This window comes from Paenibacillus puerhi (assembly GCF_009846885.1).
GTDB classification, from domain to species: domain Bacteria; phylum Bacillota; class Bacilli; order Paenibacillales; family NBRC-103111; genus Paenibacillus_G; species Paenibacillus_G puerhi.
This window is the reverse complement of record NZ_WUWM01000021.1, coordinates 1-15,067: the sequence shown is the minus strand read 5'-3', so window position 1 is coordinate 15,067 and position 15,067 is coordinate 1. Positions and strand designations below refer to the sequence as shown.

The 15,067-nt window shown below is 46.4% G+C and carries 13 protein-coding genes and 4 pseudogenes; 9 read left to right on the top strand and 8 right to left on the bottom strand.

All coding sequences use genetic code 11. The annotated features are described in order from the left end of the window. Positions 1–197 precede the first annotated feature (197 nt). The 4 genes from GSF01_RS18705 to GSF01_RS18690 form a co-directional block, all read right to left on the bottom strand. Complete coding sequence (locus GSF01_RS18705; RefSeq protein WP_235941598.1) at positions 198–647, bottom strand: UPF0158 family protein; 450 nt, start codon at positions 645–647, stop codon at positions 198–200. Between the two features lie 394 nt (positions 648–1,041). Next, a complete protein-coding gene (locus tag GSF01_RS18700; protein ID WP_159886728.1) occupies positions 1,042–1,434 on the bottom strand; it encodes a type II toxin-antitoxin system VapC family toxin in 393 nt (130 codons plus the stop codon). After that, positions 1,435–1,668: a hypothetical protein gene (locus GSF01_RS18695; protein ID WP_159886726.1), complete on the bottom strand. Its 234-nt coding sequence runs from the start codon at positions 1,666–1,668 to the stop codon at positions 1,435–1,437. A 596-nt stretch (positions 1,669–2,264) separates the two neighbouring features. Further along, a complete protein-coding gene (locus tag GSF01_RS18690) occupies positions 2,265–3,017 on the bottom strand; it encodes a PHP-associated domain-containing protein (protein WP_159886724.1) in 753 nt (250 codons plus the stop codon). Between the two features lie 227 nt (positions 3,018–3,244). Here GSF01_RS18690 and GSF01_RS18685 point away from each other — a divergent pair, with 227 nt between their 5' ends. The 5 genes from GSF01_RS18685 (at position 3,245) to GSF01_RS18665 (ending at position 8,423) form a co-directional block, all read left to right on the top strand. Next, positions 3,245–4,114, top strand: coding sequence for a cell division protein FtsQ (locus GSF01_RS18685; RefSeq protein ID WP_159886722.1), 870 nt, complete (start codon positions 3,245–3,247; stop codon positions 4,112–4,114). Further along, complete coding sequence (locus tag GSF01_RS18680; RefSeq protein WP_159886720.1) at positions 4,111–5,682, top strand: ABC transporter ATP-binding protein; 1,572 nt, start codon at positions 4,111–4,113, stop codon at positions 5,680–5,682. Before GSF01_RS18685 ends, GSF01_RS18680 begins: the two co-directional genes overlap by 4 nt. A gap of 189 nt (positions 5,683–5,871) precedes the next feature. Further along, positions 5,872–6,711, top strand: coding sequence for an energy-coupling factor transporter transmembrane component T family protein (locus tag GSF01_RS18675; RefSeq protein WP_159886718.1), 840 nt, complete (start codon positions 5,872–5,874; stop codon positions 6,709–6,711). A gap of 18 nt (positions 6,712–6,729) precedes the next feature. After that, on the top strand, positions 6,730–7,497 hold the full coding sequence (locus tag GSF01_RS18670) for a PHP-associated domain-containing protein (RefSeq protein ID WP_159886716.1): 768 nt from the start codon (positions 6,730–6,732) through the stop codon (positions 7,495–7,497). 89 nt (positions 7,498–7,586) lie between these two features. Beyond that, the gene (locus GSF01_RS18665) at positions 7,587–8,423 is read left to right on the top strand and encodes a MurR/RpiR family transcriptional regulator (RefSeq protein WP_159886714.1); all 837 of its coding nucleotides are present in this window, start codon (positions 7,587–7,589) and stop codon (positions 8,421–8,423) included. 49 nt (positions 8,424–8,472) lie between these two features. Here the strand turns inward: GSF01_RS18665 and GSF01_RS18660 are convergent, their stop codons facing one another. Both GSF01_RS18660 and GSF01_RS18655 read right to left on the bottom strand, forming a co-directional pair. Then, the gene (locus tag GSF01_RS18660; protein ID WP_159886712.1) at positions 8,473–9,231 is read right to left on the bottom strand and encodes an HAAS domain-containing protein; all 759 of its coding nucleotides are present in this window, start codon (positions 9,229–9,231) and stop codon (positions 8,473–8,475) included. Continuing rightward, positions 9,232–9,573, bottom strand: a complete 342-nt coding sequence (locus GSF01_RS18655) for a PadR family transcriptional regulator (RefSeq protein WP_159886710.1) — start codon at positions 9,571–9,573, stop codon at positions 9,232–9,234. It abuts the gene before it with no gap. A gap of 909 nt (positions 9,574–10,482) precedes the next feature. On the opposite strand from GSF01_RS18655, the pseudogene GSF01_RS30600 reads away from it, so the two are divergent. Continuing rightward, positions 10,483–11,432: pseudogene (locus GSF01_RS30600) on the top strand (IS110 family transposase); the annotation flags it as partial. A 147-nt stretch (positions 11,433–11,579) separates the two neighbouring features. Continuing rightward, positions 11,580–11,819 (top strand): annotated as a pseudogene (locus GSF01_RS29745) (IS4 family transposase); the annotation flags it as partial. A 513-nt stretch (positions 11,820–12,332) separates the two neighbouring features. Here GSF01_RS29745 and GSF01_RS18640 read toward each other — a convergent pair. Together GSF01_RS18640 and GSF01_RS18635 are read right to left on the bottom strand one after the other, a co-directional pair. Further along, a complete protein-coding gene (locus GSF01_RS18640) occupies positions 12,333–12,791 on the bottom strand; it encodes a nuclear transport factor 2 family protein (RefSeq protein WP_159886706.1) in 459 nt (152 codons plus the stop codon). Positions 12,792–13,290: 499 nt separating this feature from the next. After that, positions 13,291–13,875 carry a TetR/AcrR family transcriptional regulator gene (locus tag GSF01_RS18635; protein WP_159886704.1) on the bottom strand — a complete coding sequence of 195 codons (585 nt, stop codon included), beginning with the start codon at positions 13,873–13,875 and terminating at the stop codon, positions 13,291–13,293. A gap of 215 nt (positions 13,876–14,090) precedes the next feature. On the opposite strand from GSF01_RS18635, the pseudogene GSF01_RS18630 reads away from it, so the two are divergent. Together GSF01_RS18630 and GSF01_RS29740 are read left to right on the top strand one after the other, a co-directional pair. Further along, positions 14,091–14,501 (top strand): annotated as a pseudogene (locus GSF01_RS18630) (transposase); the annotation flags it as partial. A gap of 343 nt (positions 14,502–14,844) precedes the next feature. Further along, positions 14,845–15,067 (top strand): annotated as a pseudogene (locus tag GSF01_RS29740) (IS4 family transposase); the annotation flags it as partial.

The window sequence follows — 15,067 nt, the reverse complement described above, 5'->3', positions numbered from 1 at the left end:
TATAATATAGACCGAATATGCATGCGTCAGAAGCATGCTTCGGCAAGCGATGAGCTTCGCCCGGTTGCGCATAACCCTATATCAGAACGGATCGCCAATCAGCCCCCCGACTAGTCGGGGGGCTGATTGGTCGTTCTATGGGATACTCCGTCTTTAGCTTGAACATTGGGATAACCTAACCCTACCTAAACATTTCTTTATTGCTCGAGAATCAACTTCACCTCAATGGATTTCAACCAATCAGAAACACGTTTGCGATTCCGCTCTTCTACAAACTGGTAATATCGCTCTAACTGCTCGCCATCGGAAGATAATGCATCCTTGAATCTTCGGAATATTCGCTTACCGCCGCTTAATATGTGCATCAGACGGGACTGCAGCTTCGCATCTTCAATCGTTACTGCAAAATCCATCATATCCTCGTACCCTTCATTCGACTCCCGCCCAGGGATCCGAAAGTATACGTCATTGAAGCCTTCCTCAATAATTTCGCTTAACTCCTCGTCCTCATCATCCCTATCAAACGTTCTCAATATGACAACTTCGCCGGTTTCAATATTCAGGAAGGACTCTATTCCTTCTACGTACATATCGTAGGCATCCACGATCTCCTGAAGCTGCTGCTTGGACAATTTCAATTCTTTCATAGGCTCTCCTCCAGCTGCTATCACTTTTATCGACTCGGCACGTAGTTCAGTCTCATATTCCTCCGACGTGAACCCATAGGGGAAGCCGCCATCCGTATGTCCAGCGATAGAGTAGAAATTCTCGTCTTGTTCCAACAGCTCCGCTGACTCCGATTTATGATCGGTCCGCTTCTTTTTCTTCCTGCCGCGCATAAAGCCCCTCACCTATATCCAACGTATTTGAGCATACAGTTCAGCCAAATTGCATGAAAACCTTGGCCGATCCCTTCTGTTTTCGGAACAACGGCTTCTCTCCGTGCATTGAGCCAGTTATTAATGACGATCGTCAGTTTCCATTAGTATTCCGAGCAAATAAAAAAACCACTGTATCCCGGACGGAATTACAATGGGTTGGCTAAATAGTAAACAGCGGCAAACCGAATGCTTCCCGAACAAAGCTCATATCGTGGTCCCTTGATACAAGACCAAGTTGGTGCTCAATAGAAGTTGCAATAATAATTGTGTCCGGAGTTTTGAGCTTCCGTCCTTTCGATTTCTGTTCCCTACGTATGTCTCCGGCAAGTCGAGCAACACCGGAACTTACCTCAATACATCTTCGTGAATTAAACAGCTTGATTCCTTGCAAGCGATAAGCGGATTCCAGCCCGCTGAATACTTCACACTCCGTAATTACAGAGAAATAAATCGACATCCGATCGTCACTGGCCTGCCTGACAAAATTCAACGAGGCATGCTCCCCAGCAAGCAGTGCAATCGCGATATTCGTATCGAGTAAATAACCGCCCATTTAGTTCCACTCTTCCTCGCGCATTTTCTTAACTTCATTCGCTAACTGTTTTGCTTGTTCCGGTGTTAGGACCCCAGCCGACTCAAGGATGTCATCAATGGAATAGTCATCCTCGACTTCAATCGTATCATTCTCTAAGTTGATTCTTACTTTGCTTTGCGTAATATTCATCTTTGTCAGTATGGAGCGAAGTTCCATAGCCGTTTGTTGATCCATCTTTTTGGGCAAAGACATGGGTTGAACACCAACCTTCCGATTAAAGAGTTTCAAGAAATTTCAATATTTCCGACGTGCACAAGGCCTTGCCAGACTTATAAACGATTCTGCTCTGTTCAATCATGAAGCTTAGTTCCGGATTCGCTTCAACATCGGCTTGAATGAATCGCAGCTCTTCGATAACATTTCACTCCTATTGGGAGCATGCTAGGCAGTGTGTTCATATAGTGTTATCAACAGTATAACATACACCACCATGAACTCATATAAAGCATATAGCCGGCCCAACCGGACCGGCCTATCCCCCCATATAGCTCGTCCATCCTCACCTAACAAACCGCTGATAATGGCATGCAGCTATTTAATAAATTCCTCTGTGACCGGAAGCTTCCTTCTTTCGGCTTCATCCAGATATGCCAAAATGACCGTTTTTTCCATCGATTCTTTCTTAAGCAGATTAAGAATAGATACGGGCAATGGAAGCAAATCCACTACCGCACTTGCACGTTGGATATCCAACAATACATGGCAAATTTTGTTCCCGATGCATCCATAGGATCATATTCCGTCCGGAGCTACTGCTTACTACCTAACCAATAAAACTATTAACTCAACTATCGCAGCAGCAGCCCTCTCTTATACTTCATCTGCTCCTCTTCGGCGCTGCTGACTTTAGCGTGCAAATCCTCTGAGACAGTACAGCGGTACTGCCTTCTTCTAATCGCTTCCTTCAGCTCAGCTGCATTAGCGCATTCGTCATCCAGCACATTGGTGACGCAGCCAAACTGCAAGGGCTGGTGCGTATCGCTGCCCGCAACCGCCGACAATTCCAAAGCGTCCGCCAATTGCTTCACTCGATGCTCCATATCCAAACCGTACTTATGGAGATCTCTTCCATTAATATCAAGAGCATCTAAACGCTTGAGCAGGCTCTTGTCTACCTGATACAAGGGATTCTCTTCCCGATACGGATGCGCGCCGATCTTCAGACAGCGGTGCTCATCGCATAAATCAATCAATTGCTCTAAAGGCATGAAGTCACCTGACGCTCTAAAGCTGTCCAACTGGCTGCTGATCGCCCTAATGCTCTCACGCCCGCCAATTACAAGAATGTGACTTTTCTCCGCTACATCCACTTCGATCCCCGGAAAAACCTTAACGCCTTCTACTACATAATATCCCTCTTCATAGAGAGCCTCTGTGTCCAGCACCTCAAAGATATGATGGAAGTTAATCGTATTAAAATGCTCCGTCAGTGCTACAGCATCCAAATAGCGGGACGCCTGCTTCATCATCTCCGAATAATACGAATAGGAAAACGCTATATGTTTCGACCACTTGCCATGGGTATGAAAGTCAATTCTCATCCGCTGCCCCTCCTGCAATCCTTATTCATTCTAGCCTTCCTATTATATATGAAAATTAATTATCATTTATATATTTTTGAAAATAATTAACTCATAATCAACATAGCGATAACACTGCTCTAACAATTCGAACCTATGCTTATACTTGAAAGCTCTTCATCCAGACTTCATAGGCCAAGCATTGCCATTGCCAACCAAATCTCAATAACCTTTAGGAGGAATGAAACATGCAAGCTCTCGCATCGAAACGCCCGGTATTAACCTCGCAGCAGAAGCTTATGATCTTTGTCTTGTCGATGTCGCTGTACGGAATTTCCAACATGATTACCGAGCTGCTTCCCGAGTTTAGATTAGGACCTGTCGAAATCAAGGTTGAATATTTCATCTTTATTCCACTGCTGTTCGCTATTTTGTTTAATCCGCTCTATGCGGCTTTAGGAGCGTGCGTAGGTGAAATCGTGTTCGGAGAGCTGCTGCTGGGACAATTCGGCGGTATTAGCGAGCTGGAGAAATTTATTGAATTCTCGCTTGCTATATTCACAGCCGGCATGCTGGTTACCGATCCAAGAAACAGGCGCCAGCTTGCAATTGCCGCTTACGTCGCTATCGGTATTGACCAATTGCTTGGAACGCTTGTCGATATTGCAAAAGTATATGTGGGCATCGAAGACCTGGAGACTGTGCCTGGACTGCCCGAGAGCATCCTTGCCATCGAAGGCTTCTCCTTCCTCAACGCTATGATTATTTCCGGAACACTGTTTTCGCTGCTGCCGATTTTATATTTAGTTCCCCGTTTGTATGGAAAAGTAGAGCCCCTGCTCGGCATGAAGCCGCGCGACGGACGCGCAGCCGGCTCGATGGGCGACTTTGTTACGCCTCGCTTAATTATTACGGCCATCGTACTGTTCGTCATTGCCGGTGCTGCTGAATTTTTATCCGAGTCTGACCTTACGTTTTTCTCGTGGGAGTGGGAGGCTGACTTTGGCAATACCGCGTTTTGGATGAGCTTAGCCGTTGCTGCCCTTATCTTCATCGCGGCGATGGTTTGGGCGACAAACAAAAGAAAGCTCGCAAAAAAAGGAGATACGGCAGCATGACCGAAACGAAGAGGGATAAGGGGCCCATCATCGATATAAAAGAGGTGACGTTCCGCTACCCGGGCGCTGCCTATGACTCCTTAAGCCAAGTGAGCCTGACCTTGGAGCGCGGCGATTTTACGGCTATTATCGGAAGCAACGGCAGCGGCAAGTCTACGCTCTGCAAATGCTTGAACGGCCTTATTCCGACCTACTACGCCGGCGATATGGAGGGCAGCGTTGCCATTAACGGACTCCCCACCAGTCAAACAAGCATTGCCGAGCTTTCCAAGCATGTCGCTTATGTGTTTCAGGATTTCGAGAACCAATTGGTTCGTCCGACAGTGCTTGACGAGGTTTGCTTTGCTCCTCTGAACTTTGGCTACGAGGATTATCAGGAACGCGGAAAAAAAGCACTGCAAATGCTTGAGATGGAAGACCTTCAAGGAAAATGGATCTGGCAGCTGAGCGGCGGACAAAAGCATATGACCGCCCTCGCGGCTGCGCTGTCCCTGGATCCGGACATTATTATCATCGACGAGCCCGTCGCACAATTGGACCCTGCCCATGCCCGCATGATCTATGAAAAGCTGACCTTGCTTAATCAAAAGTATAACAAGACCATTATCGTCATTGAGCATCACACCGAGTATATCGCAGACTTCTGCCACAAGGTTGTTTTAATGGAGGCAGGCGGAAGGGTTCGATGGGTAAAGGATGTTCGGGAAGGGCTGTCCGCTGTGGAGGAGCTTGCTTCGCTTCATATCCAGCCTCCGCAGGTTACTCAGGCCTTCCATGAGCTTCGCGGGCACCTGTTTGAATCAAAGAAGCCCGGCGTGTACCCCGTTACGATCCAGGAAGCAGCTCATGCACTTCACCTGGCTTCGCTTCCGGACTATCGAAAGCATGAGATTGACTTGGGCGCAGAGAAGACGAATACGGCGAAGGGCAAACGGCTTGTTCATTTTGACGGAGTGTTCAGCGGCTATCCAAGCATGGATCGCAAGCAGCGGCCTACTTTGCAAAATATTAACCTGCACATCCACGAGGGCGAGCGGATTGCGCTTATCGGCAATAACGGAGCGGGCAAATCGACCCTGCTTCGTCTCATAGCGGGCATTCGCCGTCCATGGCAAGGCACGGTTACGGTATGCGATACCGACACGAAGCAGACGTCGCCGGAGAAGCTGTCGGAGCATGTTTCGTTTATTGTTCAAAATCCCGAGGAAATGTTTATCGCCGATAACATCCGTTCCGATATCGAGTTTTTTCTGAAGGCTAGAAAGCGGGAGCCTATCGGGCCATTCGTCGATCGTATTGTGCAAACGTTCAAATTGCAGAACCTGCAGCAGCGCGACGGTCGTCTGCTCAGCGGCAGACAGCAGCGCCGGGCTACGCTTGCGATCGGCATGGCGATGCGGCCGGCCGTGATGCTGCTGGATGAGCCTACCGTGAGCCTCGACATTGCCAGCCGCCGCGAAATGACCCAACTCTTCGATGAGCTGAGAGACCATGTCAAGGCCATCGTCGTCGCGACCCATGATATGCAATTAGTGGCAGACTGGGCCACAAGGGTTATCGTGATGTAATGAAGGAACCATCGTTCTGGATACGAACAGCAGAGCCGTTTTTGAACAGAAGGACGTATTAAAGCTCGCTGCGCTCCTACCGCCGCAAATCGTAGAATTGTGCCATGTCGCTGGCATTTCACCGGCATGCTTGTCCGTATCTGAATTTGTTGCCCATATTAATACGCTTAGAACTTTAGGAGGTATACCGTGGAGTTAACGAAATCAGCGCCTAAAGCTACCTTATGGGAAAAAATAAGCGTGGAGCGGATCAAGGTAGAATTGCTGCGGACCGCATATGGCCACTCCTTGACCTTTTTGTCCAGATTCGATCCGCGTATATTAATAGCCTGGTATTCTTTCTTCGCTATTGCGCCTTGGTTCATCCACAACAAAGTCATTTTGCTAGGCATGCTGCTGCCGATCCTTATCCTAACTTATACCTCCAAGCCAAGTATTCTGGTCTTGCTGGTGCTCGCTTTAGGTCTTGTCTCCGATGCCGCTTATATGCTCGTTGTGTCGCTGCTGTTCGGAGGCGGCCTGTCTGCTGCCTGGGCGCTTAGCACGCTTACGCTTAAGCTGCTTATTATTACGCTCGCCAGTATAGCGATTTTCTCCAGTATGGACCCCGAGAAGCTGAGCGACGGCCTCTTAAGTCTAGGCATGCCCGCGCAGTTCAGCTTCGGTGTCGCCTATGGCTATCGGATGCTGCCGATCTTAATTGAAGAGTACAACAATATATTGTATTCCTATCGCCTGCGCGGCAAAGCTCCCGAAAGAAAAGGCTTTTTAGGCTGGAGAATGATCCTTTATACCGGTAAGCTGTCCATACTTGCCTTCTATCCGCTCATCTTGAATACGGCCAAAAGAACGCGTACGACGGTCGAGGCTTTGGAGATTAAAGGCTTCACATACGCTATGAATAACCCGAAGGTAAAAAAAATCAAATTATCGTATTTAAAGATTTGCCTTCGCGATTACGTTTTCCTCGCGGTTACAACGGTTTATTTAGGCTTGTTATTTATTTTGGGACAGCTCTATCAACTTTAATCTAGGGAGAAAGTGACCATGAAAATAGACCTTCACGCCCACGTCAAGCTTTCGAAAAAAACGCCGTTTTCGTTAGCCTATTTCGACCAGTCCATTCAGGACGCAAGAGACGCCGGATTGGACGCCATCGCGATGACCGAGCATTTTAATACGGATCATTTCTTTCATATTTACGAGGAGCTGGACCGCCACTATCCTTACTTGGATCACTATTATGACATAAACGGATTTAAAGTGTTTCCCGGTATGGAGGTTGATGTCGACCAGAAGGGGCATATTCTCGTCATTGGGGATCGAGCGTCCATCCTGGAGCTGCGGCAAAGGCTGGAGCCCTTTACGGCGAAGGGTGCTTTCATAGCGCTTGAGAAGCTGCTTGACTGGTGCGATGAACTAGACCTCCTGCGCATCGGCGCTCATCCGCATCGGGACAGCAATCCGCTCACTCAGCATCCGGCTCATCTGCTAAAGCGCTTGGACGCATTGGATATGAACGGCAAGGATCTGTACTCCTATGGCCTGTCTATGAGGGATGAGGTGAAGGCATTGGCGGAGCAGATCGGAATCCCGGTCACGGCCGGCAGCGATACGCATCATCCTCTGCAGTACGGCTGTGTGATCAACCGGTTGGAGCACGAGTGCGCAAGCTATGCCGATATTAGAGCCTGCATCCGGCAAGCTCAGTACAGCATGGAGATATCCGATTCCCTGCCTATACACGTGAAGGCTGCGACAATCGTCAAAAAGCTGCTGAAGGAACGCGGAGAAGTGCTGCTGCCTCCTATTTAGTTGATTCAACGATATAGGGAACGGTACAATAGAGGCTGAACCGACTGATGGTCGCCATTGTTTACAACTCGAATAATGGAAGGATACCTATGAACGTCATCGAATTTCTTGTTCCGCTCGAACAAATGTCCAAGAGCCAGCAAAAGATCGCCGACTTTCTCCTAAAGTCGATGGAGCACATCCCTTTTTATACCGAAGAGGATATTGCCCGAAAATCAGGCGTCAGCATTTCAACCGTTTCCCGGTTCTGGACGATTACTGGATTTGATAATTTAAAATCTTTTAAAAAGCATCTGCAAGAAGCCCAGTATTCGACTCCCGCGATCAAAATGAAGCAGGCGCTCGAGAAAAACGAGCAGGATATCGTAGCGAAAATGATCACTTCCGCTCAATCCAATCTGTCTGAAACGATGCATCGAACGAGCCTGGACGCCTATCAGGAAGCGGTTGACGCTCTGCATGAGGCAAAGTGCATTTTTATACACGGACATGGCTCCGCAGCCTGTCTGGCCCAATTGTTCCAGTTCCGGTTGAATCGGATCGGAATTCACGTGCATATTATGGCTGAGAGCGGCCATGCTTTGCTCGAGAGCTTAGTGCACGCGGGCGCAGGAGATGTCGTCCTCTTCTTCGGCTTCGTCCGAAAGTCACCTGAAGCGGCCGTTATTATAGACCATGCCGCTGCAGCGGGCTATACCACCATATTGATAACGGATCTGCTGCTTTCCGATATGATTGACGGCAGCGATATCGTTCTGCAGGTCGACCGCGGCGAGAGAGATGCCTTTCATTCCTTGGTTGCGCCGATGGCGATCATCGACAGCCTCTCGATCTCCTTAGCCGGCCTGCGTGGAGACAAGGCCATGCTTAAGCTGCAGCAGCTGCATGAGATTCGCAAGCAATATTCCGCTTTATTGCCGAAATAGCCTTTTCCATCAAGGGCACCGTCTCGACCGAGGCGGTGCTTTGTCGTTTTTAAGAAGCTTTTGATTTACGTTTATTCTGGGCCGATAAATACCAGAGGAAGAGCGCAATGCCGGCAAACATAATGCCGAGACTGACCATAGCATGATTTTGAGGCGTGGAGGTGAAGATATCCGCAATGAAGTTAGGTGCAATAGACAAGCAGGGTACAACGATAACGACCCAGGTGCGGGCGAAGATGGCATACCCGATTAAAAATATTGCGCAAGCCGCAGCAATAAGCACATTTTGAAGAGGAGTCGCTACAAAGACCGGGCTAATCTCCATATAATCGTTTGCGAGCTTGATACCCAGGAACATCCCCAGCGGGACGGCGCCGATCAGCCCATACATCAGGATACGTGTGAAGGCTGACAACGTCCGGGAGCTTTCCATACGCAGAAACAGGATGAACATCCCCAGCCCGATCGAGAAGGCAGCCAGGTTTCCGACAATATCGAGCAGCGTGTAAGCCGCCTTCCCTCTCAAGGCATCCGGCAGTACAACAAAAGCCAAGGCCAGCGGGAAGAAGAGCAGCAGCACGGATTGAATTTCCTTTCGGTCAGTCTTCATCTCGGCTCTCAGCTGATCCATATAGGCTTTGGGAGAATCTCCTGTAATCTCCTCGATACGCTTTCCGTCCTTCTCCGCTTGTAGGATATGATCCTCCAGCTCATCTACAATCTCCTGAATTTCCTTCTCGTCTTTGCCGTAGGTTCTCAGATAAACCTTCAAATCCGTCAAAAAATCGGTCGCTTTTTGGGACAGCATTTAGTCATCCTCCTTCGTATAATCCGTTTCAAATAAGACATTTACCGCTTGCGAAAGCTCTCTCCACCGCGTCTGAAAATCAGCCAGATCCTCAAGACCCGCTTGCGTGATCGAATAGTATTTGCGCTTGGGCCCCGTTGAAGAAGCTTTCATGACGGTAGTCACCAGGCCCTCCTTCTGCATACGAAGCAGTACGGGATAAATACTCCCCTCGCTTACCATATGGAAGCCGTATTGACCGAGCTTCTCGATCATCTCATACCCGTACGTTTCACCGCGCGCAATAACGGCAAGCAAGCAGCCCTCCAAAACACCCTTCAGCATCTGGGTGGAAGTCGACATAGTTCCACTCCCTTGTATTGCAAGTTAGTATAGCAAAAAAATAATTAAGTATCTTGTAATACACAATAGCTGTCGAGCAGCCAAAAGTCAACCTCTTTTTTCGGCTTTTTCTGGTACCCAACAATGAAAAGTGCCATGAGTGAGACGGTATACGAATTACGCGGCGGTGCACCGGAAGGTATACCGTTACGCGGTAAAGCCCCCGACTGTCACCTGTCGAGGGCGTGAAGAAGCGGGTGTTCGCGGCTGTTCGGTGAAAATAAAGTTTTAGACTGGAGTCGTTGATTTAACGCGGTTTTTGAATTGATGAATCGTCAGCTTTTGATAAATAAGTTTTCTTAGTGCTTTATAGCTCAAACTAAAAACTACATGCTACTATCGTAGAAGCTTAGATTGAAAAATGGAAATTTAATTTTCTAATTGTTTATGTTTTATATAAATGAACCAGTTTTGCCCCTGTCTACAACGTGTAGCCTCAAAAGACTTCTGAATAAAGTTTGCGGAAAACTGGTTCAATTTCCTATGTAGTGCAGGAAATCATAGTATAGATGTTGAAATTATATTTGTGCAGTGACCTCTAGGGAAGCCACCATCATAGGCACGGAGCCGGCTAATTAATATACCTGGACTTCTATTATAGATTTGGGGCACTCCATTTAATGGAACTGCACTCTTACCTCAATATTCAAACCAAACTTGCCGTAATCAGGCAAGTTTTATTTTTATTTAAGAACCTTATAGAAGAACATGCAGTAACCCTTGAAATAATTGGGGCATATCATGACCTCTTTGTATAATGTGGGTTTTACTGCACTATCATTAAATCCTGACATGCTACATTGGGCCCTTAGGAGCTCTAAAGAAAACTTGGATAGATAGTGCTTAACTCCAACAATCTTTGGAGGAGTTATGAACAAACAAATTTCCATTGAAGTTGAAAAGCACAAATCAGAACTTAATAAATGGTACCAATTTTATGTGGGCTTAGACATCGGTGCAGATTTTCATGTTGCTGCTTGTATTCCCTTTGAAAAATTCCGTAGTGAAAAGGAATGGAAACGGCAAAAGACTATGAAGTTTTACTCCGATGGTAAAGGAATTATTGATTTCCTAGCACAGTTAAGGAATATACGCGAAGGTTTTGGATTAGATCCATCAGACTTTTTTATTTTGTTAGAGCCTACTGGTGGTCATTACTCGTATTTAGTGATGAAAGTTCTTTTGGACGAAGGGTATCATTTGTTCCAAGTTGAAAATAAATCGGTAAAGGATTTTCGTGAACGTCAACTAGGCCTTAATGAAAAATCTGATGAGATCGATGCTAGGATCATGGCCTACATGGGCTGGCATAAAACACTTCACCCAGATATGAAGGGTATACGATTAGTAAAACCTGCAAACCCCTACACAGATTCTTTTTCGAACTTTAACGAGGGATAGATGGCTTCTTTCTACTCAATTAACTAGAAGGAAGAACCAGGTACAACAGCTTTTTTCAGTTACGAATCCTGAGCTAAAGCGAGCATTTAAAAAGCCTGGCTCAACAACTGTTATGAAATTAGTTTTGCAGTACCCAACAGCAAAAGACATGTCTCAAGCAACACAAGAAGAGCTACGGAAAGCTCTTATTTCTGTTGGAGCCAAAACGATAGCGACAAAGGCTTCAGCAACTTTAAGTGAATATTTACCGCATAACCTTAGCCGTCCAAGTACCACATTTAATTGAGAGACAAACATGGCTTATCGAGGAAGCCCTTCGAATTGAAGAAGCAATCGAAAGCATCGATAAACAAATTTCAGTTTTATTACATGGAGATAAGGATAAACAGATCCCTCCTCATCCCTACACTGCTTTACTTTCGCACCTAGAAAATCAACATAGGACTATGTGCAGCTTGGGGTAGAGAGTGATTAGATAACATTCTTGTAAAAATAGAAAAACACCGCTTCGTTGGTAAAGTGAGAGTGTCGAGCTACCACTACCACACAGAAGAGGTGTCTTCTCCATGATAGACCAACAACCGTCATTTGATCAACTGTTATACGAAATTAAGCCGGCTTTTTTGGAACTGAATGTGCTAAAACACTTGCGTAGCGCGGGTTTTAAGAAAAAATTTGGCTTTACTTGTGCCTGTTTATTCCGCCTCGTGTTTGTGCTCTTATTCCATCAGAAGAACTGGTTTCGACTCCTGGAGAGTAAGAAGGGCGAGTCGTTTCCAGGTAAAGATTCGGTGTACCGTTTTATTTGTTGTGCGACGAAGTGGGGGTACTCGATTGGGCGGTAGCTTTGTAACAACTGCTCGATCTGATCCAAGAAGTCGCCGCGAAAGCTGGGAAAAAGCTTTCGGCTCTGATTCAGCGTCAACTCCAACACTGGATTTCCGCCTGCCCAGTTACATCAAGGCTTTTCTGCCGATTTCATGCTGCGAAAGTTGAGTGCCTTATGCATCTTTTCGAGAAATCGCCGTAGCTCGAGGATCCCCGTGATCCGAAGTCACTGGAGTCGTTTTTGCCTTGGTCATTGTCTATTCCACTGATGTGCCGTGCCTTGAGGATACAAAAAAGATGCTTCCGATAAAAGATTTCAAAATCCGAGTTATATTCCGTCCACAGATGTAGCGGAACCTTAAGTTGACGACATTGCCCGCATAGCGGGTGGTTCATTGTTTCGCACACTATGCGAGCTCAACAGGCTAAAGCCCATAACAAGTTCGACCAGTCAAGGGAGCAGAATCCCTTGACTGGTCGAGAGTAATGAATTATTTTTCCGAGACAGGGACTGCATCATTCACGCTGCCAAAGGATTCGATCACGACAAGCGGATTCCAGTAATCGCGATATCGCGCGATAAGACCGTCTTTCGTTTGAACGACGTTGATATAGGCCTGATCGTACGAGTTGCCTGTTTCCCGATGTTTCCCGACCGATTTGAATTCGGCAACCACTAACTCCGGATCTATTGTCAGGTGGAACACCAGGTCCGTGAATTGCACTTCGAAACTTTTCAAAAAGTACTGCGCGTGCTCGAATAGATCAGCCTTCCCTTTTTTAAATGCCGGAAAACCTGGAGGACCGTAAGGAAACTCAAGTACCCCGTCTTCCTGCCATAAATTCATCCACGCCTCAGCATCTCCACCAGACAAATGTTTCAGGTGATTCCGAAATGCTTCCTGGGCTCTTGCCTGGATTTCTTCTTGTGTCAGATCTTGTTTAGTCATTGTTTTTTCCTCCAGTCGTTTTGTAATAATATATATTAGATCATTTGATCCAATACTCTTAAAAATAGGTCGTTCACGATAGACCTTTATACTTGCTTACACTCATTGTTGAATCGCCCCTTTCTTTTCTAGACTAAACAGTCTGTTTTAATCAAAAAAATGAAGTTTCTCCGAAATTACTACAGCTTACAAATCGCTTGTGTAACTTTAAAATTGTTGCCACATTCATTCCCTCCAATCCCACATTCGTTTTCCAGACTGTTCAGTCCAATTTAATCATTTACAGACCATTTAGTCAATAATAAATTTCTCACCATTCTAAAGCTTTTTTACTCATATTTCAACCAGTCTTTTCAAAAGTTAATAAGCAGCTTCATCCGGCGTATGGAATCGCCCCTATGGCATAGGGAGTTGCCAATCGAAATTAGTAAAAAATTACTTTTCATTCTAAAATCAAACATTACGAACAAAGACGAATAAAGCGTCCACTCTTGCTCCATCAATGATCGAGCGTTGAGAGGACAACGGCTGAAACATCTTCTAAAACTTTAGGGTCATTCGATAGTTTTGCGACTTGCATCAACCCGTTTCGTGCATGATATAAATATCGCGCAAGCGCATGTAAGTCCTGTTTTTGACCTATCTCTCCCCGACTTTGAGCACGAAGCAATGCTCCATAGAAGGCGTTTTCCAGTAGCATGCGATCTCTTTCAAAAATCGCTGCGATTTCGAGGTCGTGAGGTACCTGGTCAATGGCACTGTATAAGATCAAACATTTCTTTCGCCGCTCTTCATCCTGCAGCGCAGATACATTAGTTTGAAAAATTTCGGTGATCGCTTTTTTAGCGGACTCCGCACGGTCCAAATAGGTAACAACTCCAGATGATTTCTCATCTATATAATGCTTCACAGCCTTGATGAATAGATCTCTCTTCGTCCCGTAAGTGTCATAAAGACTCTGACGAGCAATCCCCAATCCATCCAGCAAGTTTTGGAGCGTTGTACCCTCATAGCCATAATGACCGAAAACTTCCATCGCCTTATGAAGGACCTCAGTAGTATCAAACTCCTTGCTTCTTGCCATTACGTTATCCTCCTTTCTATTCCCATATTACGCAAAATAGATCATTTGGTCAAGAATAAGCGATTGTCTCTTATTTAGCCACGGTACGCTCCCAAGAGTAGTTCTAAGATTCTATCCTCGGAGAAGCTGCCTAAGGAAAAACTTCCTGTCGGAGAGCTGCGTACTACTATGGAACGGACGAACAACAGAAATGTCCGGATCAGCCGCTTTGGTGCTGGCTGAATCACACCGGGTATTCGTGGCGGCGATTTTTGTTGTCTTTGAGTGCCAACACCGTTCAGCGGGTCGAGAAATTGACGTCGGATCGAAGAGAGACGGTTTTCATCTTTGACGATTCCATGTTCGAGCGTAACCGCAGTAAGGCTGTCGAAATGCTAGCTCGCTTTAAGGATCATGCAACGGGTGCGTTTTACAAGGGCTATCGTATGTTAACTATGGGCTGGTCGGACGGCCATTCCTTTATCCCGATGGACTTTGCTTTGCTTAGTTCCAAGAAGTCCGGCATTAACGGAATCATGGAGGGAATCGACAAACGTACGATCGGATACAAGCGCCGTCAAGAAGCGTTTCTTTCCGCGCCTCACGTGATCGCAACCATGCTGGACCGTGCCTTTGAGGCAGGCGTTTGAAGTAGGTACCCTCGATTGGGCCGTAGCCCTGCAGCAATTGGTTGAACTGATCAACGAAGTCGCTACGAAAGCAGGAAAGAAGATCACGAAAATGATTCAGAGTCAACTCCAGCAATGGATTGCTGCTTTGCCCAACTACATCAAGGCTTATCTGCCAATTTCAAGCTGCGAAAGTTGAGTTAATAACTCAACTTTCGCACCCAAAAAACCAGTTTAAGTCCGCGCGCCTTCTATGGTAGCGGCTCATGAGGTACCTTGCTTGAAAAATAGAAAAACACCACTTCGTTTGGTAAAGTGAAAGTGCGACCAATCACTACCACACAGAAGAGGTGTCCTCTCTATGATAGAGCAAAATCAGCCATTCGATCAACTACCAAACGAGATAAAACCAGCTTTTCAGGAACTGAAAGTGATCCAACACCTAAATAGCGCGGGTTTTAAGAAGAAATTCGGCTTCACCTGTGCAACATTGTTCCGAATCATATTTGTGCTCCTGTTCCAACAAAAGAATTGGTTTCGTCTGCTCGAAAGCCAACGGGCCACGAATTACCCGGGGAAAGATG

Bases quoted from the DNA above. Each gene is read 5' to 3' on its own strand.
- GSF01_RS18690 (WP_159886724.1), bottom strand. From the start codon at position 3,017: ATGAGAATTGACTTTCATACCCATGGCAAGTGGTCGAAACATATAGCG.
- GSF01_RS18665 (WP_159886714.1), top strand. From the start codon at position 7,587: ATGAACGTCATCGAATTTCTTGTTCCGCTCGAACAAATGTCCAAGAGC.
- GSF01_RS18680 (WP_159886720.1), top strand. From the start codon at position 4,111: ATGACCGAAACGAAGAGGGATAAGGGGCCCATCATCGATATAAAAGAG.
- GSF01_RS18700 (WP_159886728.1), bottom strand. From the start codon at position 1,434: ATGGGCGGTTATTTACTCGATACGAATATCGCGATTGCACTGCTTGCT.
- GSF01_RS18695 (WP_159886726.1), bottom strand. From the start codon at position 1,668: ATGTCTTTGCCCAAAAAGATGGATCAACAAACGGCTATGGAACTTCGC.
- GSF01_RS18685 (WP_159886722.1), top strand. From the start codon at position 3,245: ATGCAAGCTCTCGCATCGAAACGCCCGGTATTAACCTCGCAGCAGAAG.
- GSF01_RS18660 (WP_159886712.1), bottom strand. From the start codon at position 9,231: ATGCTGTCCCAAAAAGCGACCGATTTTTTGACGGATTTGAAGGTTTAT.
- GSF01_RS18705 (WP_235941598.1), bottom strand. From the start codon at position 647: ATGAAAGAATTGAAATTGTCCAAGCAGCAGCTTCAGGAGATCGTGGAT.
- GSF01_RS18640 (WP_159886706.1), bottom strand. From the start codon at position 12,791: ATGACTAAACAAGATCTGACACAAGAAGAAATCCAGGCAAGAGCCCAG.
- GSF01_RS18655 (WP_159886710.1), bottom strand. From the start codon at position 9,573: ATGTCGACTTCCACCCAGATGCTGAAGGGTGTTTTGGAGGGCTGCTTG.
- GSF01_RS18670 (WP_159886716.1), top strand. From the start codon at position 6,730: ATGAAAATAGACCTTCACGCCCACGTCAAGCTTTCGAAAAAAACGCCG.
- GSF01_RS18635 (WP_159886704.1), bottom strand. From the start codon at position 13,875: ATGGCAAGAAGCAAGGAGTTTGATACTACTGAGGTCCTTCATAAGGCG.